Genomic DNA, 26,051 nt, shown 5'->3' with positions numbered 1-26,051 from the left:
GCGCTTCAAGCAGCCCACGCAGCAGTTCGGCCCATGACCGATGTGGCCGGTAGGCGTGGCGTATCAGCTCGGCGGTGAGCGCCGCGCGCGGCCGAGCACGGCGATCGACCCGACCGCCGACGGTATCCGTTTCAAGCACCATGGACTTGTTGTGATCCAAGCTGGCGCTACTGAGACACACCATGAAAGCAGCCGCCCCGCCGGGTTCGGCATGCCCAGAGCGGTCACCTCCCTGCGACCCATGGTGGCTCGATTCGTCGCCAACTCAGGCGCCGAAGAATAGGGGGCCGGCGACCACCATCCAACTGTCAAAGCTGACAGGTGCGGGGGCCTGCGACCTGTCAGCGTCGCGGCAGGCCGTCCGGATCGCGTTGCACCGCGGGCGGCAGGCGTTCCAGGTGCAGCGCCTGGGCGCCCGGCTGCTCGCCCAGCGTGGTGACCGCGCCCAACCCGTAGTCCTGGGAGCCGCCGACGCGGCGGTAGCGCCACTGCACCTGGCGCCGCCAGGCGCCGGCGCGCTCGATGGTGCGCTCCAGCGTCATCTCGGCCCTGGCCCCCTTGCCGACGAGCTGCGACACCGCCTGCTGGAAGGCCATGTGCAGCGCCGGCCCGGCGGTGCGTTCGGCCCACACGGTGCAGGGGCCGCCGGTCGCCGTGACCAGCCACACCGGCTGCCCGGGCATCGCCAGGGCCGTGCCCGGCTTGCCGGCCAGCAGCGGCTCGACGTTCGGCGACAGCACATCCAGCGGATCGAAGCCGTTCGAAACCGCCCAGTCCACCGCGGCGGTCTGGTCGCCTTCGGTGAGCACGCAGGCTTCGACGAAGACACGCGCCACCGCCTCGGGGGCCGGGGCCGGGCGCGGCGCTTCGCCGGCCAGCGGCACCAGCTGCGCCGCGGCCGGCAGGCACAGCAGCGCCAGGAAAAGCGCCCGCACGGGGCGCGCCAGGGCGGGCGTCATCGGCAGCGACCTGTGGCCGGCGCGCTCAAACGCGCTCGGCGACCCAGCCCTGCACCGAGGCCAGCGCCTGCGGCAGCCGGGTCGCGTCGGTGCCGCCGGCCATGGCCATGTCGGGCTTGCCGCCGCCCTTGCCGCCCACCTGCTGGGCCACGAAGTTGACCAGCTCGCCCGCCTTGACCTTGGCGATGCTGTCGTTCGTGACGCCGGCCGCCAGCTGCACCTTGCCGCCGTCCACCGCGGCCAGCACGATGGCCGCCGACTTGAGCTTGTCCTTGAGCTTGTCCATGGTCTCGCGCAGGGCCTTGGCATCGGCGCCCTGCAGCGTGGCGGCCAGCACCTTGATGCCCTTCACGTCCACGGCCTGCGCCAGCAGCTCGTCGCCCTGGGCCGAGGCCAGTTTGCCCTTGAGCGCGGCCAGCTCCTTCTCGAGCGAGCGCACCTGCTCCAGCACCGCGCTCACGCGGGCCGGCACCTCGGTCGGCGTGACCTTCAGCGCGCCGGCAACGCCGCCCACGGTGGACTCGAGCTGCTGCAGGTAGGCCAGCGCGTTGTCGCCGGTCACCGCCTCGACGCGGCGCACGCCGGCGGCCACGCCGCCTTCGGCCACGATCTTGAACAGGCCGATGTCGCCGGTGCGGTGCACGTGGGTGCCGCCGCACAGCTCGCGGCTGCTGCCGATGTCGAGCACGCGCACGCTGTCGCCGTATTTCTCGCCGAACAGCATCATCGCGCCCAGCTTCTGGGCGTCGTCGATCGGCATGACGCGGGCCTCGGTGCTGGCATTGGCCAGGATCTCGGCATTCACCTTGGCTTCCACCGCCCGGATCTGCTCGTCGGTCATCGGCGCGTTGTGGGCGAAGTCGAAGCGGGTGCGCTCGGCGTTGACCAGCGAGCCCTTCTGCTGCACGTGGGCGCCCAGCACTTCGCGCAGCGCCTTGTGCATCAGGTGGGTGGCGCTGTGGTTGCGCACGGTCTTGGCGCGCTGCTCGCCGTCCACCTTGGCGTTGATCGTGTCGCCGACGGAGACCGAGCCTTCGACCACGCGGCCGTGGTGGCCGAACACGTCGGCCTGCACCTTCTGCGTGTCTTCGACGATGAAGCGCGAGCTGTTGTTGCGCAGCTCGCCGGTGTCGCCCACCTGGCCGCCCGACTCGGCGTAGAAGGGCGTGTGGTCGAGCACGATCACCGCGTCGTCGCCGGACTTGGCGCTCTGCACGGGCGAGCCGTCCACGTACACCGCCGTGACCTTGGCGCCTTCGTGCGCGAGCTGCTCGTAGCCGTGGAAGGTGGTCGGCGCGCCGCTGTATTCGAGGCCGGCAGCCATCTTGAATTTGCCGGCCGCGCGGGCCTGCTCACGCTGGCGGTTCATGGCGGCATCGAAGCCGGCGGAGTCGACCGAGACGCCGCGTTCACGGCACACGTCGGCCGTCAGGTCGAGCGGGAAGCCGTAGGTGTCGTGCAGCTTGAAGGCCAGCTCGCCGTCGAGCACCCGAGTGCCGCCGGCCAGCGCGCCTTCGAGGATCTCCATGCCGTTGGCGATGGTGCGGAAGAAGCCCTCTTCCTCCTGCTTGAGCACCTCCATCGCGCGCTGCGCGTTCTGGCGCAGCTCGGGGTAGGCCTCGCCCATCTGCTCGACGAGCGCGGGCACCAGCGAATGGAAGAACGGCTTGCGCGCGCCCAGCTTGTAGCCGTGGCGGATGGCGCGGCGGGCGATGCGGCGCAGCACGTAGCCGCGGCCGGCGTTGCTCGGGATCACGCCGTCGACCACGGTGAAGGTGCAGGCGCGCAGGTGGTCGGCGATCACCTTCAGCGACGGCGACTCCTTGTCGCAGTCACCGGCGCCGGCCGCGTCGACCGCCTGCTTGGCCGCCGCCAGCAGCGCCACGAAGAGATCGATCTCGTAGTTGGAATGCACGTGCTGCAGCACCGCGGTGATGCGCTCCAGGCCCATGCCGGTGTCCACGCTCGGCTTGGGCAGCTTGTGCATGACCCCCGCCTCGTCGCGGTTGAACTGCATGAACACGTTGTTCCAGATCTCGATATAGCGGTCGCCGTCCTCGTCGGGGCTGCCCGGGGGGCCGCCGGGGATGCCTTCGCCGTGGTCGTAGAAGATCTCGGTGCACGGGCCGCAGGGGCCGGTGTCGCCCATCATCCAGAAGTTGTCGGAGGCGTAGCGCGCGCCCTTGTTGTCGCCGATGCGCACGATGCGCTCGGCCGGCACGCCCACTTCCTTGTGCCAGATGTCGTAGGCCTCGTCGTCCTCGGCATACACCGTGACCCACAGCTTCGCCGCCGGCAGCTTGAAGTGCACGGTCAGCAGCTCCCAGGCGTACTGGATGGCGTCGCGCTTGAAGTAGTCGCCGAAGCTGAAGTTGCCCAGCATCTCGAAGAAGGTGTGGTGGCGCGCGGTGTAGCCCACGTTCTCGAGGTCGTTGTGCTTGCCGCCGGCGCGGATGCACTTCTGCGCGGTGGTGGCGCGGTTGTAGGGCCGCTTGTCGAAGCCGAGGAAGACATCCTTGAACTGGTTCATCCCGGCGTTGGTGAACAGCAGCGTCGGGTCGTCGCCGGGCACCACCGGGCTCGAGGCCACGATGGTGTGTCCCTTGGACTCGAAGAACTTCAGGAAGGTGTTGCGGATCTCTGCGGCTTTCATCCGGTTCTCTCGTGGAGCGCGTGGTGGGTGTGCCGCAGGGGCGCGGCGTAACGGGCGATTATAGGAAGCGGCCCCTTCCCGCCGAGGCAGCCGGGAGTCCCCGGCCGCTCAGGCGGCGGCGCCTTGCGCATGCAGCTGGATCTGCGCGGCCAGGAAGCCGTAGAGCCGCTCGTCGTGGCTGAAGGCCACGTTGAAGCGCAGCCAGCCGGTCGGGTGCGGCGACACGAGGAAAAGCTCCCCGGGGCCCAGCATCACCCCTTCTGCCGCGGCCAGCCGCGACAGCTCGGCGCTGTCGGTCAGGTCAGGGTGGCGCGCCCACAGGTACAGCCCCGCCTTCGGCTCGTGGAACAGCTCGAAGCCCAGCGCCCCCAGCTTGGCGGCCACCTGGCCATGCGCTTGCGCCAGCCGGTCGCGCAGCGACTTCAGGTGCTTGCGCCAGCGGCCTTCGGTGAGCACGCCGAAGGCCAGGCGCTCGGTGAGGTCCGACGAGGTGAGGCCCGACACCATCTTGAGCTGGGCCAGGTTGTCCAGCAGCTCCGGCCGGGCCACCACGTAGCCCACCCGCAGGTTCGGCGAGATGGTCTTGGAATAGCTGCCGATGTGCACCACCCGCCGCAACTGGTCGAGGCTCGCGAGCGAGGGGCGCGGCTCCGGGTCGAGGTCGGCATAGAGGTCGTTCTCCACCAGCGTGAGGTCGTGGGCTTCGGCCAGCTGCAGCAGCCGGAACAGCTGCGCCAGCGGCGTGACCGAATTGGTTGGGCTCTGCAGCCGCGGCTGGGTGAAGAAGGCCTTGGGCTTGTGCTGCACCAGCAGCGCCTCCAGCGCCGGCAGGTCGTAGCCCTCGGGCAGGCGCGGCACGCCCACCGGGTGCGCGCCGAAAAAGCGCAGCATGAACATCTGGTTCGGGTAGCCGGGCTCGTCCACCAGCACCACGTCGCCCGGCTTCAGCAGCTGGCGGGCCACCAGGTCCAGCGCCTGGCTGGAGCCCTGGGTCAGCAGCACCTGCTCCGCGCCCACCGCGATCTGCCGTTCGGCCAGGGTCTCGGCGATCAGCAGCCGCAACGCCATGTGACCGTGCGGCAGGCCATAGCCGCCGAGTTCGACGCCGTCGGTCGCCAGGTGGCGCAGGCTGCGCCGCACGCCTTCCTCGAACAGCCAGTCCTGCGGCAGCCAGCCGCAACCGGCCTTCAGCGGCAGGTTGCGCGACTCGAAGATCTGCTGCAGGTACCAGCGCGCGTCGAAGCGGGGGTCGCTGCCCAGGCCCTCGCCCGCCGCCGGCGCGTCGCCCGCGCGCCGCTTCACGAAAAAGCCCGCGTTGGCGCGCGACACCAGCCAGCCCTGCGCGACCAGGCGGTCGTAGGCCTCCACCACGGTGAACACGCTCACGCCGTGCGAGGCCGCGAAGCTGCGGATCGACGGCAGCTTGGCCCCCGGCTTCAGGGCCTGCTCGGCAATCAAGCGGCGCAGGCCGTCGACGATCTGGGTGACCAGCGGGATCGGGGACGTGGGGTTGAGGGTAAACATCGCTCTCCGTGGGCACCAGCGTGGGGCGCCTTAGGGTCATCCCGTACAGGGGTTCCGGCCTGCACAGTGCACTGCAAGCGCCGGCGCCGTGTACATGGTATCGCCCGGGTCGGCCGCCTAGAGTGCATGGCATCGGACCACGGGAGACATGTCGCCATGCAACGCGAAGCCCAATTGACCAATGCCGCCCTCATGGCCCGCCGCCGCGCCGCCGTGCCGCGCGGGGTCGGCCAGGCGCACGAGATCTTTGCGAGCCGCGCCGGCAACGCCGAGCTGTGGGACGTCGAGGGGCGGCGCTACATCGACTTCGCCGGCGGCATCGCGGTGCTCAACACCGGCCACTGCCACCCGGGCGTGGTCGCCGCCGTCCGCGAGCAACTCGACCGCTACACCCACACCTGCTTCCAGGTGGTGGCCTACGAGCCCTACGTCGAGCTCGCCGAGCGGCTGAATGCGCTGGCCCCCGGCGCCTTCGACAAGAAGACGCTGTTCCTCACCACCGGCGCCGAGGCGGTGGAAAACGCGGTGAAGATCGCTCGCGCCTACACCCGCCGAGGCGGTGTCATCGCCTTCACCGGCGGCTATCACGGCCGCACGCTCATGACCCTGGGGCTGACCGGCAAGGTGGCGCCCTACAAGAGCGGCTTCGGCCCCTTCCCGGGCGAGGTGTTCCATGCGCTCTTCCCCAATACGCTGCACGGCGTGAGCGTGGACGACGCCCTGGCTTCGGTCGAAACCCTCCTGAAGAACGACATCGAGGCCGACCGGGTCGCCGCCTTCATCGTGGAGCCGGTGCAGGGCGAAGGCGGCTTCTACGTGGCTCCGCCCGAGTTCATCGCCGGCCTGAAGGCGCTGGCCGACCGCCACGGCATCCTGCTCATCGCCGACGAGGTGCAGACCGGCGCCGGCCGCACCGGCACCTGGTTCGCCAGCGAGCAGTGGCCGGTGGCGCCCGACCTCATCGCCACCGCCAAGTCGCTCGCCGGCGGCTTCCCGATCTCGGGGGTGGTCGGCCGCGCCGACGTGATGGACGCCCCCGGCCCCGGCGGGCTGGGCGGCACCTATGCCGGTTCGCCCATCGGCTGTGCCGCGGCGCTGGCGGTGCTCAAGGCCTTCGAAGACGAGAAGCTGCTGCAGCGCTCGCAGGCCATGGGCGAGGCGCTGAAGGCCGGCCTGCGGCGCCTGGCCGCCCGGGTGCCGGCCATCGTCGACGTGCGCGGGCTGGGCGCCATGGTCGCCATCGAGCTCGGCCGGGGCGGCGATGTGTCGCGACCCGATGCCGAGCTCACGCGGCGGGTGGTCGCCGAGGCGGCGCGCCGCGGGCTGATCCTGCTGTCCTGCGGCAGCTACGGCAACGTGATCCGCATCCTCGTGCCGCTGACCGCGCCCGACACGCTGCTGGCCGAGGGCCTGCAGATCCTCGAAGACAGCTTCGCCGCGGTGGCACGGTGATGGCCGCCAACGGGTCCGCCGCCGAAGCCGCCCTCGCCCCTGCCGCGCAGCCTGAACGCGAAGCCCTGGTGCGGTTCCGCGGGGTGCAGAAAACCTACGACGGCGTGCAGCTGGTCGTGCGCCACCTCGACCTCGACATCCGCGCCGGCGAGTTCCTCACGCTGCTCGGCCCTTCGGGCTCGGGCAAGACCACCACGCTGATGATGCTGGCGGGCTTCGAGTCGCCCACCGCGGGCGAGATCGAGCTGGCCGGCCGGCCCATCACGCGCACGCCGCCGCACCGGCGCCACTTCGGCATGGTGTTCCAGAACTACGCGCTGTTCCCCCACATGACGGTGGCGCAGAACGTGGCCTACCCCTTGAGCGTGCGCAAGGCGTCGAAGCAGGAGCAGGCCGAGCGCGTGGCACGCGCGCTCGACATGGTGCGGCTGCAGGGCATGGCCGATCGCCACCCGGCCCAGCTGTCCGGCGGCCAGCAGCAGCGCGTGGCCCTGGCGCGCGCACTGGTCTTCGAGCCGCAGCTCGTGCTGATGGACGAGCCCCTGGGCGCGCTGGACAAGCAGTTGCGCGAACACATGCAGATCGAGCTGAAGGAACTGCACCGCCAGCTGGGCGTGACCTTCGTGTACGTGACGCACGACCAGGGCGAGGCGCTCACCATGAGCGACCGGGTGGCGGTGTTCAACGACGGCGCCATCCAGCAGATCGATCCGGTGGAGCGCATGTACGAGACGCCCGCCAACCGCTTCGTCGCCGGCTTCATCGGCGACAGCACCTTCCTCAAGGGCACGGTGCGCGCCGCGGACGACGAACGCTGCGGCATCGTGCTGCCCGACGGGCGTGTGATCACCGGCGCCAACGTCAACGGCAGCGCCGTGGGTGCGCAGGTCGAGGCCGGCATCCGCCCCGAGCGCATCGTGCTGCACGCTGCCGCGCCCGCCGACCGCAGCAACGTGCTGCAGGCCCGCGTGAGCGGCGTCATCTACTACGGCGACCACCTGCGCCTGCTGTGCAGCCTGGGCGAAGGCCAGCCCGAGGCCACGGTGAAGCAGCCGCTGGCCGGCGCGCCCGCGCCGCGGCCGGGCGATGCCGTCTGGCTGGAACTGCCGCCCGAGCAGACGCGCATCTACGCGGTCTGACCCTCCCCTTTCCCCACCCGCCCTCCAAGGAGCCTGTCGATGAAAAAGAGCCTGCTGTTCTCCGCTGTCGCGATGCTCGCCCTGCCGGCACTTGCCCAGCAGCAGATCACCGTCGTGAACTTCGGCGGCGCCAACGCCAATGCGCAGAAGAAGGCCTACTACGAGCCGTTCGAGAAGACCGGCATCAAGGTGGTGCCGGTCGAATACAACGGTGAGCAGGCCAAGATCAAGGCCATGGTCGAGACCCGCAAGGTGACCTGGGACGTGGTGGAGGTCGAGTCGCCCGATGCCGCGCGCGGCTGCGACGAAGGCCTGTTCGAGAAGCTCGACTACAGCAGGATCGGCGACAAGGCCAGCTTCCTGCCCGCGGCGGTGACCGAATGCGGCATCGGCGTGTTCGTCTGGTCCACCGTGATGGCCTACAACGGCGACAAGCTGAAAGAAGGCCCCAGGAGCTGGGCCGACTTCTGGGACACGAAGAAGTTTCCCGGCAAGCGCGGCATGCGCAAGGGGGCCCGCTACAACCTCGAGTTCGCGCTCATGGCCGACGGCGTGAAGTCGGCCGACGTCTACAAGGTGCTCGCCACCAAGGACGGCGCGGAGCGCGCGTTCAGGAAGCTCACCGAACTGAAACCCAGCATCCAGTGGTGGGAGGCCGGGGCCCAGCCGCCGCAATTCCTGGTGGCCGGCGACGTGGCGCTGACCACCGTCTACAACGGCCGCATCGACGCCGCCAATCGCGAGGGCCGCAACCTCAGGATCAGCTGGACAGGCGGCATCTACGACCTCGACTACTGGGTCATCCCCAAGGGCACGCCCAACAAGGACGCCGCGCTCAAGTTCATCGCCTTCGCGAGCCAGCCCGACACCCAGGCCGAATACGCCCGGCACATCGCCTATGGCCCGACCAACAACAAGGCCCTGGCCAAGCTCGATGCCAAGGTGCTGAGCAACCTGCCCACCGCCCCCGCCAACTCGAAGGACGCGCTGCAGTTCAACCTCAAGTTCTGGGCCGACCAGGGCGAGGAGCTCGAGAAGCGCTTCGCCGCCTGGGCCACCCAGTAAGCCCATGAGACACCCTGTGTCACCCTCGGAGGATCGGCCGGCGTACCTGCCGGCCGAGGGGCGGACATCCTTCCGGGCCGCCGCGCCGGGCCGCCCCCAAGCAAGGCCCGCCCCCCTCCAGGAGGGGTGGCCGCCGCGCTCGGCGGACGGGGTGTCGTCATGACCACCCTGGCGCCTGCGCTTCCCGCCATGGCGAGCCCGCAGGGCTTGCGCCGCTCGCTGGCCCGCGCCGAGCGGCGGCGCAAGCTGCGCGCGCTGCTGCTCGTGCTGCCGTTGCTGCTGTTCCTGCTGCTCACCTTCATCGTGCCCATCGCGGCGCTGCTCAAGCGCGCGGTCGAGAACCCGGAGGTCGCCCATGCGCTGCCGCGCACCGTGGTGGCGCTGCAGGGCTGGGGGCGCAACGAAACGCCGGGGCCTGCCGCCTTCGCCGCCCTGGCCGCCCTGGCCGCCGACCTGGCGGCCCTGCCCGACCGCGCCGATGCCGGCGCACTCGCACGCCGGCTCAACAGCGACACGCCCGGCGCGCGCTCGCTGGTGCTCAATGCCTACAAGGCGCTGCCCCTCGAAGGCTCGCCTGCCGAAGTGAAGGCCCGGCTGCTGGAAGTGGACGAGCGCTGGAGCGAGCCGAAGTACTGGCAGGCGATCGCCAAGAACGGCTCGCGCTGGACGCCCGACTACCTGCTGGCCTCGCTGGACCTGCGGCGCAACGCGCAGGGAGAGGTCGAGCGGGTGGAGCCCGGGCAGCGCGCCTTCGGCGCGATCCTGGCGCGCACCTTCGGCATCAGCGCCGTGGTCACGCTGTGGTGCCTGCTGCTCGGCTATCCGCTGGCCTACTGGCTGAGCACGCTGCCGGCACGCCGCGCCAACGTGCTCATGACGCTGGTGCTGGTGCCGTTCTGGACCTCCATCCTGGTGCGCGTGGCCGCATGGATCGTGCTGCTGCAGTCCGAAGGGCTGGTCAACCGCGGCCTCATGGCGCTGGGCCTCACCAGCGAGCCGCTCGCGCTGCTCTTCAATCGCACCGGCGTGGTGATCGCCATGACGCACATCCTGCTGCCCTTCATGATCCTGCCGCTGTACAGCGTGATGAAGAGCGTGCCGCCCACCTACCTGCGCGCCGCGGTGTCGCTGGGCAGCGCGCCCCTGGCGGCCTTCTTCCGCGTCTACGTGCCGCAGACCTACCCCGGCATCGGCGCAGGGGCGCTGCTGGTGTTCATCCTCAGCATCGGCTACTACGTCACCCCCGCGCTGCTGGGCGGCGCCGACGACCAGATGCTGAGCTACTACATCGCGCAGTACACCAACGTGACCGTCAACTGGGGCATGGCCTGCGCGCTGGGCGCGGTGCTGCTGGTCGCCACGCTGGTGCTCTACGCGGTGTACCGCCGCGTCGTCAAGTCCGAACTCAGCCTGGGATGAACCGGCCATGAACAACAAGTGGGTGCCCGTCTTCCCTGCCTATGCCACGCCGCTGGACAAGCTCGGCTGGTGGGCGCTGCGCGCGGCCTGCGCGGGCGTGCTGCTGTTCCTGCTCGCGCCCATCCTCGTGATCATTCCGCTGTCGTTCAGCGAAAGCTCCTTCCTGGCCTATCCGATTCCGGCCTTTTCGCTGAAGTGGTACGAGAACCTCTTCACGTCGGCCGAGTGGGGCCGCGCCGCCCGCAACAGCTTCGTCGTCGCGCCAGCCGCCACCCTGCTGGCCACCGTGCTGGGCACCGCTGCCGCGGTGGGGCTGGCCCGCACGCAGTTCGCCTTCAAGGGGCTGCTGATGAGCGTGCTCATCGCGCCGATGGTGGTGCCCATCGTGGTGGTGGGCGTGAGCACCTACCTGTTCTTCGCCAACCTGGGCCTGGCCGACAGCTACACCGGCCTCGTCATCGTGCATGCCGCGCTCGGCGCACCCTTCGTGCTCACCACCGTGCTGGCCACGCTGCAGGGCTTCAACCACAACCTCGTGCGCGCCAGCCTGAGCCTCGGCGCCTCGCCGCTCACCACGTTCTTCCGGGTCACGCTGCCGGTCATCGCGCCGGGGGTCATCTCGGGTGCGCTGTTCGCCTTCGCCACCTCGTTCGACGAGGTGGTGGTCACGCTCTTCCTCGCCGGCCCCGAGCAGGTGACGCTGCCGCGCCAGATGTTCACCGGCATCCGCGAGAACATCTCGCCCACCATCGCCGCGGTGGCCACGCTGCTCATCGTCTTCACCACCAGCTTGCTGCTGGTGCTGGAATGGCTGCGCGGGCGCCGCCGCTGACCTGCCATGAAAACCGCCCAGCCCAACCAGCCGCAAAGCGGCAATGCGATGCCCCGCTTCGCGGGCCTGGCCACCATGATGCGGCTGCCCGCGGCGAGTTCGGCGCAAGGGCTCGACGCCGCCTTCATCGGCGTGCCTCTGGACATCGGCACCTCCAACCGCGCCGGCGCACGCTTCGGGCCGCGGCAGATCCGCGCCGAGTCCGCGCTGCTGCGGCCCTACAACATGGCCACCGGCGCGGCCCCGTTCGACAGCCTGCAGGTGGCCGACCTGGGGGACGTGCCCATCAACACCTATTCGCTCGACAAGTCGCTGGCCATCATCAGCGCCTTCTACGACGACGTGCTGGCCCACGGCTGCAGGCCGCTCACGCTGGGCGGCGACCACACCATCGCCCTGCCCATCCTGCGTTCGGTGGCTCGCCGGCACGGCCCGGTGGCGCTGGTGCACGTGGATGCCCATGCCGACATCAACGACGAGATGTTCGGCGAGCGATTCGCGCACGGCACGCCGTTCCGCCGCGCAGTCGAGGAAGGGCTGCTCGCTTGCGACAAGGTCTGGCAGATCGGCCTGCGCGGCACCGGCTATGCGGCCGACGACTTCGACTGGCCGCGCGCGCAGGGCTTCACCGTCGTGCAGGCCCACGAGGTGTGGTACCGCTCGCTCGCGCCGCTGATGGCACAGGTGCGCGAACGCCTCGGCCCGCAGCACCCGGTCTACATCAGCTTCGACATCGACGGCATCGACCCCAGCTTCGCGGGCGGCACCGGCACGCCGGAGATCGGCGGCCTGAGCGTGCCCCAGGCGCTGGAGATCGTGCGGGGCTGCCGCGGCCTCAACGTCGTCGGGGGCGACCTCGTCGAGGTGGCGCCGCCGTACGACCCCTCGGGCAACACGGCCCTGCTGGGAGCCAACCTCCTGTACGAGATGCTGTGCGTCATGCCCGGCGTGCCCTGCCGCTGAAAAGCAGCCTGCCCCGGGGCCTTGTCGGCCCCTGTCTGCGGCCCCGCCCCCGGCGCGGTAAATTCCCCGGCTGCCGCGCGCAGCCGAACCCACCATAGAGAGACCTCATGGACATGAAGACTTCCCCCCTGGCCGCACTGAAGGATCCGACCCTGCTCAAGACCGATGCCCTGGTCAACGGCGAATGGGTCGCGGGCAGCGCCCGTTTCGACGTGGTCGACCCGGCCACCGGGGCCAGGCTGGCCGACGTGGCCAACCTGGGGGCGGCCGATACCGAGGCGGCCATCGCTGCGGCCGACAAGGCCTGGCCGGCCTGGCGCGCCAAGACCGCCAAGGAGCGCGCCGCGGTGCTCATGAAGTGGTTCGCGCTGCTGAACCAGCATGCCGACGACCTCGGCCGCATCATGACGGCCGAACAGGGGAAGCCACTGGCCGAAGCGAGGGGTGAGGTCGTCTACGGCGCGAGCTTCATCGAATGGTTCGCCGAGGAGGCCAAGCGCGTCTACGGCGAGACCATCCCGACCACCGACAACAACAAGCGCTATCTGGTCATCAAGCAGGCCATCGGGGTGTGCGCGGCCATCACGCCGTGGAACTTCCCGATCGCGATGATCACCCGCAAGGTCGCGCCGGCCCTGGCCGCCGGCTGCCCGGTGGTGCTGAAGCCGGCCGAGCAGACGCCGCTGTCGGCCCTGGCCGTGGCCGAGCTGGCCCTGCGGGCCGGCATGCCGCCCGGCGTGCTGAACATCGTCACGGCCGACGGGCAGAACTCCATCGCGGTGGGCAAGGTGCTGTGCGCCAGCGACACGGTGCGGCACCTGTCGTTCACCGGTTCCACCGAGGTGGGCCGCATCCTGATGCAGCAGTGCGCCCCGACCATCAAGAAGCTGTCGCTCGAGCTGGGCGGCAATGCGCCCTTCATCGTGTTCGACGACGCCGACCTCGACAGTGCCGCCGAAGGCGCGCTCGCCAGCAAGTACCGCAACGCCGGCCAGACCTGCGTGTGCGCCAACCGCCTGTATGTGCAGGAAGGCGTGTACGACGCGTTCATCGCGAAGCTGGCCGAGAAGACCCGGTCCATCAAGGTCGGCAACGGCTTCGAGGCCGGGGTCAACCAGGGTCCGCTGATCGACGACACGGCCCTCGAAAAGGTGGAGCGCCACGTGGCCGACGCGCTCGCCAAGGGGGCGAAGCTGGTGACCGGCGGCAAGAAGCTGGGCGACCGCTTCTACGAGCCCACGGTGCTGGCTGATGCGAATTCAGAAATGCTGTGTTCGCGGGAAGAGACCTTCGGCCCGGTCGCGCCGGTGTTCAAATTCGCGACCGAGGCCGAAGCGGTGGCCCTGGCCAATGCCACCGAGTTCGGGCTCGCCAGCTACTTCTACAGCCGCGACGTCGGCCGCATCTTCCGCGTGGGAGAGGCGCTCGAGTACGGCATGGTCGGCATCAACACCGGCCTCATCTCGGTGGCCGAGGTGCCGTTCGGCGGGGTCAAGCAGTCGGGGCTCGGCCGCGAAGGCTCCCACCAGGGCATGGAAGACTACGTCGAGACGAAGTACCTGTGCCTGGGTGACATCAACAAATAGCAAGCAGCCAGCAAGCAGCAAGCAGCGCGGATCGGCGTCCGCACGAGGATGCTGGAGGAATGGAATACGTATGGAAGCATGGACGCTGGCACCGCGGCACTGGGTGCTGATCATCTTCATCGCCTCGGCGCTGTACGTGCACCTGCGCGGCAAGGTGCGCTTCGGCCTCGTGCGCGCTCTCACCGACTTCACCGTGCTGCTGGCCCCCTTCAACGCGTTGATGTACCTGTTCTCGCGCGCGCCGGCCACCGCCTACCTCGACCCGAAGCGGTTCAGGGAGCTCGAAGTGCTGCAGCAGAACTGGCAGGTGATCCGTGACGAGGCCCTGAAGCTCAACGACGAAGGCCACATCAAGGCCGCCTCGACCTACAACGACATCGGTTTCAACTCGTTCTTCCGCACCGGCTGGAAGCGCTTCTACCTCAAGTGGTATGGCAACGACCTCGCGTCGGCGCGCGCACTGTGCCCGAAGACGGTGGAGCTGCTGGCCGGCATCCCGACGGTGAAAGCCGCGATGTTCGCCTCGCTGCCGCCCGGCAGCCGGCTGGTGCGCCACCGCGATCCGTACGCCGGCTCGCTGCGCTACCACCTGGGTCTGGTGACGCCCAACTCGCCGGCCTGCTACATCGAGGTCGACGGCCAGCGCTACCACTGGAAGGACGGCGAGGCGGTGATGTTCGACGAGACCTACATCCACCATGCCGAGAACACCACCGACCACCAGCGGGTGATCCTGTTCTGCGACGTGGAGCGCCCGCTCTACCTGGCGCCGCTGCGCTGGTTCAACCGCCTGTTCGCCCGCGTGGTCATGACCGCCTCGGCCACGCAGAACGTCGAGGGCGAACCGGTGGGCGCGCTCAACAAGTTCTTCTTCCACTTCTACAAGGTCCGCGCTTCGGCGAAGGAGCTGAAGGCGAAGAACCGCACCGCCTACTACGTCGGCAAGTGGGCGCTGATCATCGGCGTGCTGTTCGCGATCTTCTATTGAACCCAGCCAGGGCGGGTTCAGGCGCTGGCTTCGATCACTTCAACGCCTGCACGACCTTGCCTTCATAGGTGGCCCGGCAGCTGGCCGGATCGCGCGGGTCCCAGTCCGTGTTGCCCTCGTTCAGCAACGCGCCGATGACGAGCTCCATGGCGAGTTCACGGTGTTCCATCACGGCTTCGCGGCGTGCTTCGGCCGCTTCTCGCAGCGCGCTCAGGCCGCCAGCCGGGGCTTTCGGCGCAGGCGCGGGTGCGGCCGCAGCAGCCAGCATCGATGCGACGCGAGACACGATCTGCTCGAGCTCATGGTGGAGCATGGCGCGCGGATCCGCAGCTTGATCGTCTTTCATGGCTCACCGGTAGTTGTTGTTGATCGCCGCCTGGTGCGCGGCTCGTTCGGCCGCCTGCTGCGCAGCAGCTTCTGCGGCAGAGGGCGCCGTGCCGCCCGCAGCGGCGCCGGAAGAGGCGTTCCCGGGCCGAAGCAGCTGCGGCATCGGCTCGGCAACGTGGTCGCGCGGCATGGGCCTGTCGTAGTCGAAATGGTTGTCGCGCTCCCACTTGTCGAGTGCACGCGCGAATTCCTGCGGATTCGTGTAGACCTTGCCTTGCGGGGCCGCCGTGGTGGCCGCCTCAGGCGTGGCTGCCTTCGGCGGGGAGTCCTTGCCGTCGGCAGCCGGGGGCTTGACCTGCGCCCGCGAGCCGGCCATCGCAGCCATGATCCCGGCGAGTTCTGCTTGAGCTTCGTTCAGGGGTTGCTTGCGGTTCAGCAGCGCAGACGCGGCATCACCAGCCGGGGCGGCAGGCATCGGCTGGGCGGCAGGCTTCGGCTGGGCAGCAGGCGCCGGCTGGGCAGCAGGCGTCGGCTGGGCTGCAGGCGTCGGTTGGGCAGCAGGCGTCGGTTGGGCTGCAGCCGAGCCTGGCTGGGGTGACGCAGGCGTGGACGTCTTGGCCTTGTCGAACCCGTTGTCCGCGACCCACTTGTCGAAGGCCGCGCTGAACCCGGGATCCTGCTCCAGGCGCGACAGGCCCGCCTGCGGTGCAGGCGCCGCGGCGGGCGCCTTGGGACTCTCGAACTTGTTGTCCGCGACCCACTTGTCGAAGGCCGCGCCGAAGCCGGGATCCTGCGCGATGGTTCGCGGCGGTTGCTGGGGCGCGGCCTCGAGCGCGAGCGGCGCAGGCATGGCGACCGCGGGGCGCTCGATCGGCGGCAGCTTCGCCCGCACGGGCGACAGCGCCGGATCGGCCGGCGTTGCAGCGCCGCCGGATGCACCGCTGCCCGCAGCAGGGCGGGCATGGGCACCGAACGTGGCCGCGGCCACCGAAGACGCCAGGTTCGTGACCGCCGACTTGACGTAGCCGACCGCCTCCTGCACGACCGCATCCGTGAGCCCGCGCAGCTTGGCACTGAGGATCTCGGCGGCATGGCCCGCCATCTTGCCCAGCAGGTTGAACCCGGTGCCGCCCGTGGCGTGACGGGTCCCGGTACTTGCCTGCGGGCTGCTCGTCGCGCCCGGTTTGATCGCCTCTGCACCCGTCAATTGACGCAGGTCGACGCGGCCTGAAATCTTCACTTGGCTCTCCTTTGCCTGGAGCCCCTGATCCGACAACGCTCGGGGCCCCAATGGCATGCATGCTGCAGGCAGGGCCCTGCCCGCTGGGCAGTGACGCGAACCCATGCACGGCGAAACGACGTACGCCTACAGCATCTCTTCAGGCGCGATCGGCGTCAGCAGCCACAGCAGCAGCCGCAGGCCCACGCCCGCCTGCGGGTCGCGCTCGAAGGTGACCGGCCCCTTGGCCGGGTCGTGATCGTCGATCCACTGCAGCCGGCCTTTGCCGCCGTTGCTGCCCAGGACCACCCGGTAGCTGCTGCGCTGGCTCACGTCGTCGTACAGCTTCACCAGTTGCTGGGCCAGCGGCGCGCTGCGCAGCACGAGTCCGATCTCACTGTTGAGGTTGGCCGAGCGCGGGTCCATGTTCATCGAGCCGACCAGCACCACGCTGCGGTCGATCACCAGCGCCTTCGCATGCAGGCTGGCCTGCGACGAGCCGAACGATCCGACCTTGCTGCGCAGCGTGCCGAGCTGCGGCCGCAGCTCGAAGAGCTCGACCCCCAGCTTCAGCAGCTCCGGGCGGTAGCGTGCATAGCCGATGTGAACCGCGGGCGCATCGGTGGCCGCCAGCGAGTTCGTCAGCACCCGCAGCTTCACGCCGCGGCGCTTGAGCTCACGGGCCAGCGCCATGCCCTGCTCGCCCGGCACGAAATACGGCGAGACGATGATCACCTCGCGACGCGCCGAGCGCAGCAGTTCCTCGATGTCGTCCGACACGGTTTCGGCGTCGCTGGGCTGGCCTTCGCTGGTGATCTTCGACGGCTTGTCGGCCAGCAGCGTGGCCGGCGCCCACACCAGCTTGAGTTCATTGCGCAGCAGCTCCTGCGTCAGCGTGCCGACCGGCGCCGGCGCAGCCGCCACCGGAGCGGCCGCAGCCGCCTCGCCTGCATGCACCGGCTCAGGCCCGCTGCACTTCGGCTCGCGCTTGACGAGGCTGCCGATCGGGTAGGCCAGGTCGTTGTTCCAGAAGCTGTCGAATGAGGCCGAGAGCTTGCGCACCACCGGCCCGGCCACCAGCAGGTCCAGGTCGAGGAAGTTGCTCTCCTTGCTCTGCACGAAATAAGCGTCGCCCAGGTTGCGGCCCCCGGTGACGGCCAGCGCGTTGTCGGCCACCAGCATCTTGTTGTGCATGCGCGCGCTGATGCGGGCAGCGTCGGTGGCGGAGGCGACGACACGGCTGATCGTGGAGAACCTCCCCATCGGGAACGGGTTGTACAGGCGCACCTCGATGTTGGCGTGGCGCTCCAGGCACAGCAGCAGGTCCTCCTCGCCGGAGGTGTTGAGGTCGTCCACCAGCACCCGCACCCGCACGCCGCGCTCGGCGGCCGCGAACACGCGCCGCAACAGTACACGTGACGACTCCTCGTCACGCACGATGTAGTACTGCAGGTCGAGCGAACGCTGCGCCCGGTCGACCAGCACCGCCAGCGCACCGAAGGCATCCTCGCCGGCCAGCAGCATTCGAAAGCCCGACACGGAAGGTCCTGGTGCGGCGGCCGCCACCTGCCGGCCCAGAGGGGTGGCCTGCGGCTCGGAAAAGGCCCGCACCGGCGGCTTGTCCACCGGCGGTGGCAGGCTCGCACAACCGGCCGAGGCCAGAAGGCCCAGCGGGGCCAGCACCGCCCGCGCAAACCACCACGCGAACTGGTTGGAGTCCATGCAGGCAATCTAGCCGCCTGCGCAAGACGGCGGCTGTAGGCCGAGGAGAAGAGGCGCTGTGCGACGGGGCCTGCACCGCCCCTCGGAGCTGTGCGGCAGAGAGGGTCCCGCGTCGGGTCTGCTCCTAGGTCAGCAGCTCGAAGCTCAACGAACCCAGCACCGCGCCGTTGACCAGCACCTGCGCCACATGCCGGCCCGGGTAGAGCCTGCGCGTGGTACGCGGCACGAAGTCGCGCCGGAACTCCATGCGCTGCGGCCGGCCCGGCAGCAGCTGCAGGTGGGCTCCCTTGAACACCTTGCAGCGATCGGCGCCCTCGCGCGCACCGGCATAGCGGATCGCATAGTCCACGCAGGCCAGCACCGGCTCCGCTGCCTGCGACTGCAGCTCGAACGACAGCGTGATGGTGTCGCCGATGCGCACCCGCCTGCTGCTGCACTTGAACTTCGACAGCTTCACGCTCGCCCCGACGTGGTAGCCCAGCAGCCCGAGCGCGCGCGCATCGCCATTCTTCACCAGCGTGCGCAACGCATGGCGCACCGTCTGCCGCCCCGCCTCGCCGGCGCCGGCGGCCCAGCGCTGCGCATGGTCGAGCGCGAGGTCCACGTCGAGGCGGCTCACGTCGTTCAGGTGGTTGGCGGCCGAACGCCGCACCACCTCCGACACGTCGGCAGCCAGCGGGCCGATGAGTGCGAGGCAGCGCTGCGGCTCCTGCTTCAAGGCGGCAACATGCCGCCCCCAGGGCAGCAGCGGCCGCGTGCCTTCCGAGGCCAGCCGCCTCACCCGCCAGTCGTCGTCATGCACACAGTGCTGCACCTGCGCGAGCGTGGCCTCGAGATGCCGCTCGAGGAAAGGCCGGATCGCGAACTCGGCAGTGAAGTGGCGCGTCAGCCGCTGCAGCGCCGGCAGCGCAACGTCGGGTTGCGCCAACCCCGCCAGCGCCACGAACTCCAGGAAGGGCGCCCGGCCGAATGCGGCGATGCCCTCGCCTTCCGGGCTGCGGGTGGGCGGCGGGCCCAGCGCCTTCTCGACGACGGCAAGCGCCGCCGCAAAATCCTGCGGCAGGGCCTGCTGCAGGACTTCGGCCACACGGCGCACCCGGGCCATCAGGCTCAACTCCTCGAAACCCCGCATGCAACCGGCAGTGAAGGCTGCGGCATCGAAACGCGGCGCGGCAGCCTTGACCTGCCGCGCGATGCCTTCCACGGTGGACAGCGAGAAGCCGTCCTTCAGCGCGTAGCTGCCTTCGGCGGTGGCGGCCATGCGTCTTCAGCGCGCCTTCAGCAGAGCGCCGGCGGCGATGTTGCCGATCGGCTCGTCCATGTTCTCGCGGAAATGGCGCTCGATGGAGGCGATGGCCTCGGTGCGGGCTTCCTTGCTGATCTCGATCCTCATGGCGGGCAGGCGCGCGAAAAGCGAAGCGGCAACGATACCGCAGCGCCTGCCCGTGCGCGCCGGTGCTCAGCGCTCCTGCGGCGGGTCGCGGTGGCCCTTCATCGGGCCGACCTTCTGCGCCGCCCGTTCACCCTTGAAGAAGCCCGGGCCGAGTTCGCCGTTGACGAAGAAGGTGCTCATCGAGAACATCAGCGTCGAATACGCCACCGCGTCCGAGTTCACGTCGAGTGCATAGGTCTTGACGTTGTCGTAGGTGTCGCAGGCCTGGTGGTAGCAGGGGTCGTAGGCCGTCCCCGCGGTGCCGCCCCAACGGGTGGCTTCCTCGGCCGTCTTCACGCCTTCGGCGCCGGTGAACAGGCCGCCCGACGGGATGCCCACCGCGATGAACGGCCCGTAGTCGGAACGGCCGGAGAAGTCGGTGCCCTTGTACGGGATGTGCCGCACCATGTAGTACAGCTCGAAGGCCTTCTCGATGTTGGCCGAGCCTTCCGGGCCGGGGCCCGCGCCCACCTGGTCGGAATCGTCGCCGTCGTAGATGAAGAACACGTGGTTGGGCGAGCCGATCATGTCGAAGTTGAGGTACAGCGCGATGCGCGAGCGCTCCTCGGCCAGCAGGTTGTTCACGTAGTAGGTCGAGCCGACCAGGCTGGACTCCTCGGCCCCCCACAGCGCGAAGCGCACCTTGTTGCGCGGCTTCACCTTGCCCATCTGCACCGCCGTCTCGAGGATGGCGGCCACGCCGGAGCCGTTGTCGTTGATGCCCGGGCCTTCATCCACCGAGTCGAGGTGGGCGCCGACCATCACCACGTTGTCGGCACGGCCCTCGCGGGACTCGGCCAGCACGTTGGCGGTGGTGGCGATGCCGCGGAAGGTGTCGGTCTTCAGGCGCAGGCGCAGGCCGGCGGTGGCGGCGAGCTCCCCACCGAGCGCCTGCGTGACCGAGGTGACCGGAACGTCCAGCGTGAAGTCCGGGCCGAGGGTGCCGTTCACATTGCCGGTGGCGTTGTTGTAGATCACCACGCCCACCGCCCCGGCATTCACCGCGTTGGTCGTCTTGGCGGCGAAGGTGCAGCCGCCGCGGCTCACCAGCGCGATGCGGCCCGCCGGAAAGCCGGCGAAGTCACTGGCCTCGCAGCCGGGCGTGGCGTCGGCGGCAGGACCCGGCAGGGCCGTCACGTCGGCCGTCACATCACCGCTGCCGGAGTAGCCGAGGATGGTGTTGACCAGCGGCGCGGCCGGCGCGGGCGACACCCGCTCCAGCACGCTGGGCGTCAAAGACACGAAGGTCTGGAACTGGAACTCCTGCCGGGTGACGAGGTAGCCCGCCTCGCGCAGCACCCGCTCGGCATAGGCCACCGACTGGTCGTAGCCCGGCGTGCCCGAGGCCCGTGTGCCGCCGTTGGCGTCGGCAATGGCCTGCAGGGCCGCCTGATGCCGGCGCACGCCGTCGAGCGTCACGCACTCGAGCAGCTTCTTGAAGTTGTCGTTGGCGCGCTGCCTGCAGGTCGCGGCCGAAGCGGTCGACTCGGCCGCCGCCTTGGTGAGCGGCTCCAGCCGGGCCTCGCCCTGCGCCGCCGCGTCGGGCTGCGCGCTGTTGTTGCTGCTGCTGCCGCCGCCGCACGATGCCAGCAGCATGGCAGCGCCTGCGATGGTTGAAACGCCCAGCCCCATGCGCAGCCTGCGCATGGGGTCTCGAAGCATGGTGTCCATGCCGTCCTCCGGATTGCCGAAACGCCCCTCCCGTTGCGTCTTGACGAGACCGCGGCAGCAACATCCTCCACAGCCAGGCGAAGAACCCCGCAAGTGTAGGCAGCGCGGTTGCGTTCTCAAACCGTTGATACGTCTGTTGCGGGGCGGCCGGCCCGATCGCGTAAACTCGCGGCCTGCTGCGGGTGTAGTTCAATGGCAGAACGGCAGCTTCCCAAGCTTCATACGAGGGTTCGATTCCCTTCACCCGCTCCAGCCGAACACCAGACAAAGGGCCCGCGCACGGGCCCTTTGTCGCTTGTGCCACAGCCTGTTGTCCCCCGCCATGAGCCCGACCGACCCGTCCGAGCAGCCACCGCCGCACCGCCCGATCCGCAGCTACGTGCTGCGCGCCGGCCGCATGGGCACCGGCCAGCAGCGGGCGCTGCAGGAGCTCGGCCCGCGCTATGTGCTGCCCTTCCGGGAAGAACAGCTGGACTACCCGGCCGTGTTCGGCCGCGAGGCGCCGGTGGTGTTCGAGATCGGCTTCGGCATGGGCGGCGCCACCGCCGAGATCGCCAAGACCCTGCCGGGCACCGACTTCATCGGCTGCGAGGTGCACGAGCCGGGCGTGGGCGCGCTGCTCAAGCGCATCGGCGACGACCACCTCACCAACCTGCGCATCGTGCAGCACGACGCCGTCGAGGTGCTCAGGCACATGGTGGCGCCCGGCTCGCTGGCCGGCGTGCACATCTTCTTTCCCGACCCGTGGCACAAGAAGCGCCACAACAAGCGGCGCCTCATCCAGCCGCCCTTCGTGGCCGAACTCGTGACGCGCATCAGGCCCGGCGGCTACCTCCATTGCGCCACCGACTGGGAGCCCTATGCCCAGCAGATGCTCGAGGTGCTGGGCGCCGAGCCGTCGCTGCGCAACACCGCGCCGGGCTATGCGCCCAAGCCGGCCTACCGGCCGCTCACCAAGTTCGAGCACCGCGGCCTGAAGCTGGGCCACGGCGTCTGGGACCTCGTGTTCGAGCGCCGCGCCGGGCTGTGACACAGCGCAGCAGCGCGCTGTCACAGCCACCGCTCCTTCCTGCAGCAACCGCCGCCCGGCGTGCGCCTGCGCGTCGGTACTAGCCCTCGCTCCCCCGCCCATTGCAAGGCCGCCGCCGGCCCGGCGCGCTCTGGCACGCCGCTGGCAACCCGCTCACGCAGCAGCCCTAACGCCCTGCCCCGCCGGTGCTGCCAGTGTGAGGGGCGCATCCGCAGGAGTGAGACAGACATGGACATGCTCGAACCCGGCCGCTTCGGCTTCGAAGTCAATTTCAAGAAGCGCTACGGCAACTTCATCAACGGCCAGTGGGTCGCGCCCGCGAAGGGCGAATACTTCGAGAACATCACGCCCGTCACCGGCAAGGCCTTCTGCGAGATCCCGCGCTCCAGCGCCGAGGACGTGGAACGCGCGCTCGACGCTGCGCATGCGGCCAAGGCGGCCTGGGCCCGCACCTCCACCACCGAGCGCGCCAACATCCTCAACCGCATCGCCGACCGGATGGAGCAGAACCTCGAGCTGCTCGCCACCGCCGAGACCTGGGACAACGGCAAGCCCATCCGCGAGACGATGGCAGCCGACGTGCCGCTGGCCATCGACCACTTCCGCTACTTCGCCGGCTGCATCCGCGCACAGGAAGGCTCGATCGGCGAGGTGGACCACAACACCTTCGCCTACCACCTGCACGAGCCGCTGGGCGTGGTGGGCCAGATCATTCCGTGGAACTTCCCGCTGCTGATGGCCGCCTGGAAGGTGGCGCCGGCGCTGGCGGCCGGCAACTGCATCGTGCTCAAGCCTGCGGAACAGACGCCCGCGTCCATCCTCGTGCTGATGGAAGTGATCGGCGACCTGCTGCCGCCGGGCGTGCTCAACGTCGTGAACGGCTTCGGCATCGAGGCCGGCAAGCCGCTGGCCACCAGCAGCCGCATCGCCAAGATCGCCTTCACCGGCGAGACCACGACCGGCCGGCTGATCATGCAGTACGCCAGCCAGAACATCATCCCGGTGACGCTGGAGCTGGGCGGCAAGTCGCCCAACATCTTCTTTGCCGACGTGTGTGCCAAGGACGACGGCTTCCTCGACAAGGCGGTCGAGGGCTTCGTGCTGTTCGCCCTCAACCAGGGCGAGGTCTGCACCTGCCCCAGCCGCGCGCTGGTCCACGAGTCGATCTACGACCAGTTCATGGAACGCGCGCTGAAGCGCGTGGCCGCCATCAAGCAGGGCAACCCGCTGGACAAGAGCACCATGATCGGCGCTCAGGCGAGCAGCGAGCAGATGGAAAAGATCATGAGCTACCTCGACCTCGGCAAGCAGGAAGGCGCGCAGTGCCTCATCGGCGGCGAGCGCAACCTGCTCGACGGCGCCTTGAAGGACGGCTACTACATCAAGCCCACCGTCTTCAAGGGCCACAACAAGATGCGCATCTTCCAGGAAGAGATCTTCGGCCCGGTGGTTTCGGTGACCACCTTCAAGGACGAGGACGAGGCGCTGGCCATTGCCAACGACACGCTCTACGGCCTGGGCGCCGGCGTGTGGAGCCGCGACATGAACACCGCCTTCCGGATGGGACGCGGCATCCAGGCCGGCCGTGTGTGGACCAACTGCTACCACGCCTATCCGGCGCATGCGGCCTTCGGCGGCTACAAGCAGTCGGGCATCGGCCGCGAGACGCACAAGATGATGCTCGACCACTACCAGCAGACCAAGAACCTGCTGGTGAGCTACAGCGAGCAGCCGCTGGGCTTCTTCTGACACCTCGGGATATGCGCGAGGGGCAGACACTCCAGCGGGCCGAGCGCCGGGCCGCTCCCAAGCCGGCCCGCATCCCCCCGGGGGATCGGCCGGCGTACCCGACGGACGAGGGGCAGACATGACCACCGACGTCCCCCAGGTCACTGCCACGGACGCCGCCCTTGCCCTCATCGCCACCCTCACGGCACGCCACGGGCCGGTGATGTTCCACCAGTCCGGCGGCTGCTGCGACGGCAGCGCGCCGATGTGCTACCCCGACGGCGAATTCAAGGTCGGCGACGGCGACCGGCTGCTCGGCCACATCGGCGGCATGCCGTTTTTCATCAGTGCGCCGCAGTACGAATACTGGTGCCACACCCAGCTCATCATCGACGTGGTGCCCGGCCGCGGCGGCATGTTCTCGCTCGAGGGGCCACTCGGGCAGCGCTTCCTCACCCGTTCGCGGCTGTATGAAGACGCCGAATGGCGGCAGCTCGTGCAGGCCGGCAAGGTTCAGGGTTAACCCTCATCGCTTCTTGATATCCCTCAAGTCGGCCGACGAACAGCCGACAAAGGCGACCAGCACAACAAACGCAGGGAGCCGTCATGTCCCCGACCACCGTGTCCAGCGCCGCCCCCGCGCTCGACCTGCAAAGCCTGCGCCGCGAAGCCGACCGCTGGATGCTGGCTGCACTCGCACTGGCCGCGCTCATGGCCGTTGCGCTGGGCGCCTGGCTAGGCCAGGCCTCGCTCGCGCTGGCGGGCGCCGCGACCGTGTTCCTGCCCGGCGTGGCGCTCTATGCGCTGGCGCGCGGCAGCCTGTTGGCGCGTTGCGGCTACCCGGTGCTGCTGATGGCTGCGGTAGCGCTGCACATCCAGCTTGGCGCCGGCCGCGTCGAGTTCCACTTCGGCGTGTTCGTGTCATTGGCCTTCCTGCTGCTCTACCGGGACTGGCTGCCGCTGGTGGTCGGCGCCGTGACCATCGCGGTGCACCACCTGGCCTTCGACCGGCTGCAGGCGCTGGGCTTTCCGGTCTACTGCATGACCCAGCCCGACTTCGCGCTGGTGTGGCTGCATGCCGGCTATGTGATCGTGCAGACCGGCTTCGAGATCGTGATCGGCTTGCGCATGCGGCGCGACGCCGTGCAGGCCCACGAGCTGCACCAGTTGGTGGGCCGGCTGCAGCAGGGAGAGCGCCTTGCACTCGATGCGCATGCCGGCGCCAGCGCGAGCTCTGCGGCGGCGGTGCTGCTGCAGGGTGCGCTCGGCCGCATCGCGCAGGCGATCGGCGACGTCGACCGCGCCAGCAACGCCATCGGCACAGCGGCGGTTCAGATCGCAGGCGGCCAGGGCGACCTCGCCCAGCGCACCGAGCAGGCGGCCAGCAGCCTGCAGCAGACGGTGAGCTCGGTACAGCAGATCACGGAGTCGGTGCGCCACAACGCCAGCTCGGCCCAGCAGGCGAACCAGCTCGCCGGCAGCGCCGCCCAGGCGGCCACCCGCGGCGGCGAGGTGGTGGCGCAGGTGGTGGGCCACATGAACGACATCGCCAGCTCGTCGCGCCAGATCGCCGAGATCACCGGCGTGATCGACGGCATCGCGTTCCAGACCAACATCCTCGCGCTCAATGCCGCGGTCGAGGCCGCCCGCGCCGGCGAGCACGGCCGGGGCTTTGCGGTGGTGGCCGGCGAAGTGCGCCAGCTTGCGCAGCGCAGCGCCCAGGCGGCCCGCGAGATCAAGGCGCTGATCCAGGCGTCGGTGCAGCGCATCAGCGACGGCGCGCAGCTGGTCGAGGTGGCCGGCAGCTCGATGGGCGAAATCGAAGCAGCGATCGGCCGTGTGACCACGCTGATCGCCGAGTTGAGCACGTCGGCCGGCGAGCAGTCGCAGCGCATCGCCGAGATCAACACCGCCATCGCCCGGCTCGACCAGATGACCCAGGGCAACGCCGCCCTGGTGCAGCAGTCCAGCGCCGCGTCGATGTCGCTGCGCGAGCAGGCGCAGCGGCTGGTGGAGGTGGTGAACGTGTTTTCTCTGCGGCGGGTCGCGGCCTAGCAGCCGTCGAGAGGCCGAATGAACGAGGGTTCCGGCCGCGGACACAGCCCCTCTTCGTTCGGGCGGAGCCTTGATAGCTCAGGGCGAACGAGGGGCTGTTGTTCGCGCGCGAGGCGCCGAATACCTTCACCGCGGAGGAACACATCTTCTCTGCGGTCCTCCGTGTCCTCCGCGCCTCCGCGGTGAATGAATCGGGGGTTCCGGCCATGGCGCACAGCCACTCTCCGTTCGGGCTGAGGTATCGAAGCCCTTCGACGCTTGATGGCGGCCCTTCGATACCTCAGGGC

General features: G+C 69.5%; 20 protein-coding genes, 1 tRNA gene and 1 pseudogene. 13 read left to right on the top strand and 9 right to left on the bottom strand.

The window, feature by feature from the left end; translation table 11 throughout:
• Positions 1-341: 341 nt before the first annotated feature.
• The 3 genes from E8D38_RS02770 to E8D38_RS02760 form a co-directional block, all read right to left on the bottom strand.
• Positions 342-959: an NMCC_0638 family (lipo)protein gene (locus E8D38_RS02770; RefSeq protein ID WP_140626212.1), complete on the bottom strand. Its 618-nt coding sequence runs from the start codon at positions 957-959 to the stop codon at positions 342-344.
• Between the two features lie 25 nt (positions 960-984).
• Positions 985-3,612: an alanine--tRNA ligase gene (gene alaS / locus E8D38_RS02765; RefSeq protein WP_140626211.1), complete on the bottom strand. Its 2,628-nt coding sequence runs from the start codon at positions 3,610-3,612 to the stop codon at positions 985-987.
• A 108-nt stretch (positions 3,613-3,720) separates the two neighbouring features.
• The gene (locus tag E8D38_RS02760) at positions 3,721-5,136 is read right to left on the bottom strand and encodes an aminotransferase-like domain-containing protein (protein WP_140626210.1); all 1,416 of its coding nucleotides are present in this window, start codon (positions 5,134-5,136) and stop codon (positions 3,721-3,723) included.
• 156 nt (positions 5,137-5,292) lie between these two features.
• Here E8D38_RS02760 and gabT point away from each other — a divergent pair, with 156 nt between their 5' ends.
• The 8 genes from gabT (at position 5,293) to E8D38_RS02720 (ending at position 14,580) form a co-directional block, all read left to right on the top strand.
• A complete protein-coding gene (gene gabT, locus E8D38_RS02755) occupies positions 5,293-6,588 on the top strand; it encodes a 4-aminobutyrate--2-oxoglutarate transaminase (protein WP_140626209.1) in 1,296 nt (431 codons plus the stop codon).
• Positions 6,588-7,727, top strand: coding sequence for an ABC transporter ATP-binding protein (locus tag E8D38_RS02750; protein ID WP_140626371.1), 1,140 nt, complete (start codon positions 6,588-6,590; stop codon positions 7,725-7,727). The genes gabT and E8D38_RS02750 overlap by 1 nt, the downstream gene beginning before the upstream one ends.
• Positions 7,728-7,766: 39 nt before the next feature.
• Positions 7,767-8,792 (top strand): ABC transporter substrate-binding protein, encoded by a 1,026-nt coding sequence (locus E8D38_RS02745; RefSeq protein WP_140626208.1) that lies wholly within the window; start codon positions 7,767-7,769, stop codon positions 8,790-8,792.
• A gap of 159 nt (positions 8,793-8,951) precedes the next feature.
• A complete protein-coding gene (locus E8D38_RS02740; protein WP_246099325.1) occupies positions 8,952-10,211 on the top strand; it encodes an ABC transporter permease in 1,260 nt (419 codons plus the stop codon).
• A gap of 7 nt (positions 10,212-10,218) precedes the next feature.
• A complete protein-coding gene (locus E8D38_RS02735) occupies positions 10,219-11,043 on the top strand; it encodes an ABC transporter permease (protein ID WP_140626207.1) in 825 nt (274 codons plus the stop codon).
• 6 nt (positions 11,044-11,049) lie between these two features.
• Positions 11,050-12,006, top strand: coding sequence for an agmatinase (gene speB / locus E8D38_RS02730; protein ID WP_140626206.1), 957 nt, complete (start codon positions 11,050-11,052; stop codon positions 12,004-12,006).
• A 107-nt stretch (positions 12,007-12,113) separates the two neighbouring features.
• Positions 12,114-13,592, top strand: coding sequence for an NAD-dependent succinate-semialdehyde dehydrogenase (locus E8D38_RS02725; protein ID WP_140626205.1), 1,479 nt, complete (start codon positions 12,114-12,116; stop codon positions 13,590-13,592).
• A gap of 70 nt (positions 13,593-13,662) precedes the next feature.
• A complete protein-coding gene (locus E8D38_RS02720; RefSeq protein ID WP_140626204.1) occupies positions 13,663-14,580 on the top strand; it encodes an aspartyl/asparaginyl beta-hydroxylase domain-containing protein in 918 nt (305 codons plus the stop codon).
• 34 nt (positions 14,581-14,614) lie between these two features.
• Here the strand turns inward: E8D38_RS02720 and E8D38_RS02715 are convergent, their stop codons facing one another.
• The 6 genes and pseudogenes from E8D38_RS02715 to E8D38_RS02690 all read right to left on the bottom strand — a co-directional run bounded on the left by E8D38_RS02715 (position 14,615) and on the right by E8D38_RS02690 (position 20,951).
• Positions 14,615-14,926 carry a hypothetical protein gene (locus E8D38_RS02715; RefSeq protein WP_140626203.1) on the bottom strand — a complete coding sequence of 104 codons (312 nt, stop codon included), beginning with the start codon at positions 14,924-14,926 and terminating at the stop codon, positions 14,615-14,617.
• A gap of 3 nt (positions 14,927-14,929) precedes the next feature.
• Positions 14,930-16,147, bottom strand: coding sequence for a hypothetical protein (locus E8D38_RS02710; protein WP_140626202.1), 1,218 nt, complete (start codon positions 16,145-16,147; stop codon positions 14,930-14,932).
• A gap of 126 nt (positions 16,148-16,273) precedes the next feature.
• The gene (locus E8D38_RS02705) at positions 16,274-17,848 is read right to left on the bottom strand and encodes a phospholipase D-like domain-containing protein (protein ID WP_140626201.1); all 1,575 of its coding nucleotides are present in this window, start codon (positions 17,846-17,848) and stop codon (positions 16,274-16,276) included.
• Positions 17,849-17,972: 124 nt separating this feature from the next.
• The gene (locus tag E8D38_RS02700) at positions 17,973-19,109 is read right to left on the bottom strand and encodes a DNA alkylation repair protein (RefSeq protein ID WP_140626200.1); all 1,137 of its coding nucleotides are present in this window, start codon (positions 19,107-19,109) and stop codon (positions 17,973-17,975) included.
• Between the two features lie 18 nt (positions 19,110-19,127).
• Positions 19,128-19,241: pseudogene (locus E8D38_RS02695) on the bottom strand (DUF2164 family protein); the annotation flags it as partial.
• A gap of 66 nt (positions 19,242-19,307) precedes the next feature.
• A complete protein-coding gene (locus E8D38_RS02690; RefSeq protein WP_140626198.1) occupies positions 19,308-20,951 on the bottom strand; it encodes a M28 family metallopeptidase in 1,644 nt (547 codons plus the stop codon).
• A 178-nt stretch (positions 20,952-21,129) separates the two neighbouring features.
• Here E8D38_RS02690 and E8D38_RS02685 point away from each other — a divergent pair.
• The 5 genes from E8D38_RS02685 to E8D38_RS02665 all read left to right on the top strand — a co-directional run bounded on the left by E8D38_RS02685 (position 21,130) and on the right by E8D38_RS02665 (position 25,764).
• A tRNA-Gly gene (locus tag E8D38_RS02685) sits at positions 21,130-21,203 on the top strand.
• A 70-nt stretch (positions 21,204-21,273) separates the two neighbouring features.
• Positions 21,274-21,981: a tRNA (guanosine(46)-N7)-methyltransferase TrmB gene (gene trmB / locus E8D38_RS02680; protein WP_140626197.1), complete on the top strand. Its 708-nt coding sequence runs from the start codon at positions 21,274-21,276 to the stop codon at positions 21,979-21,981.
• Positions 21,982-22,209: 228 nt separating this feature from the next.
• Positions 22,210-23,730, top strand: coding sequence for an aldehyde dehydrogenase (adh, locus tag E8D38_RS02675; RefSeq protein WP_140626196.1), 1,521 nt, complete (start codon positions 22,210-22,212; stop codon positions 23,728-23,730).
• A 118-nt stretch (positions 23,731-23,848) separates the two neighbouring features.
• A complete protein-coding gene (locus E8D38_RS02670) occupies positions 23,849-24,232 on the top strand; it encodes a DUF779 domain-containing protein (RefSeq protein ID WP_140626195.1) in 384 nt (127 codons plus the stop codon).
• Between the two features lie 83 nt (positions 24,233-24,315).
• Complete coding sequence (locus tag E8D38_RS02665; RefSeq protein WP_140626194.1) at positions 24,316-25,764, top strand: methyl-accepting chemotaxis protein; 1,449 nt, start codon at positions 24,316-24,318, stop codon at positions 25,762-25,764.
• Positions 25,765-26,051: the final 287 nt, after the last annotated feature.

The organism is Methylibium rhizosphaerae (genome assembly GCF_006386545.1).
Lineage (GTDB): Bacteria > Pseudomonadota > Gammaproteobacteria > Burkholderiales > Burkholderiaceae_C > Pseudorivibacter > Pseudorivibacter rhizosphaerae.
The sequence above is the reverse complement of the archived record's forward strand: the minus strand, read 5'-3'. Positions and strand labels throughout refer to the sequence as shown.

Coding starts and splice junctions, on each gene's coding strand:
- speB (WP_140626206.1), top strand. CDS start 11,050: ATGAAAACCGCCCAGCCCAACCAGCCGCAAAGCGGCAATGCGATGCCC.
- E8D38_RS02750 (WP_140626371.1), top strand. CDS start 6,588: ATGGCCGCCAACGGGTCCGCCGCCGAAGCCGCCCTCGCCCCTGCCGCG.
- E8D38_RS02670 (WP_140626195.1), top strand. CDS start 23,849: ATGACCACCGACGTCCCCCAGGTCACTGCCACGGACGCCGCCCTTGCC.
- E8D38_RS02740 (WP_246099325.1), top strand. CDS start 8,952: ATGACCACCCTGGCGCCTGCGCTTCCCGCCATGGCGAGCCCGCAGGGC.
- E8D38_RS02720 (WP_140626204.1), top strand. CDS start 13,663: ATGGAAGCATGGACGCTGGCACCGCGGCACTGGGTGCTGATCATCTTC.
- E8D38_RS02735 (WP_140626207.1), top strand. CDS start 10,219: ATGAACAACAAGTGGGTGCCCGTCTTCCCTGCCTATGCCACGCCGCTG.
- E8D38_RS02745 (WP_140626208.1), top strand. CDS start 7,767: ATGAAAAAGAGCCTGCTGTTCTCCGCTGTCGCGATGCTCGCCCTGCCG.
- E8D38_RS02725 (WP_140626205.1), top strand. CDS start 12,114: ATGGACATGAAGACTTCCCCCCTGGCCGCACTGAAGGATCCGACCCTG.
- E8D38_RS02770 (WP_140626212.1), bottom strand. CDS start 959: ATGACGCCCGCCCTGGCGCGCCCCGTGCGGGCGCTTTTCCTGGCGCTG.
- trmB (WP_140626197.1), top strand. CDS start 21,274: ATGAGCCCGACCGACCCGTCCGAGCAGCCACCGCCGCACCGCCCGATC.
- E8D38_RS02690 (WP_140626198.1), bottom strand. CDS start 20,951: ATGGACACCATGCTTCGAGACCCCATGCGCAGGCTGCGCATGGGGCTG.
- E8D38_RS02665 (WP_140626194.1), top strand. CDS start 24,316: ATGTCCCCGACCACCGTGTCCAGCGCCGCCCCCGCGCTCGACCTGCAA.
- gabT (WP_140626209.1), top strand. CDS start 5,293: ATGCAACGCGAAGCCCAATTGACCAATGCCGCCCTCATGGCCCGCCGC.
- E8D38_RS02705 (WP_140626201.1), bottom strand. CDS start 17,848: ATGGACTCCAACCAGTTCGCGTGGTGGTTTGCGCGGGCGGTGCTGGCC.
- E8D38_RS02715 (WP_140626203.1), bottom strand. CDS start 14,926: ATGAAAGACGATCAAGCTGCGGATCCGCGCGCCATGCTCCACCATGAG.
- E8D38_RS02760 (WP_140626210.1), bottom strand. CDS start 5,136: ATGTTTACCCTCAACCCCACGTCCCCGATCCCGCTGGTCACCCAGATC.
- E8D38_RS02700 (WP_140626200.1), bottom strand. CDS start 19,109: ATGGCCGCCACCGCCGAAGGCAGCTACGCGCTGAAGGACGGCTTCTCG.
- alaS (WP_140626211.1), bottom strand. CDS start 3,612: ATGAAAGCCGCAGAGATCCGCAACACCTTCCTGAAGTTCTTCGAGTCC.
- adh (WP_140626196.1), top strand. CDS start 22,210: ATGGACATGCTCGAACCCGGCCGCTTCGGCTTCGAAGTCAATTTCAAG.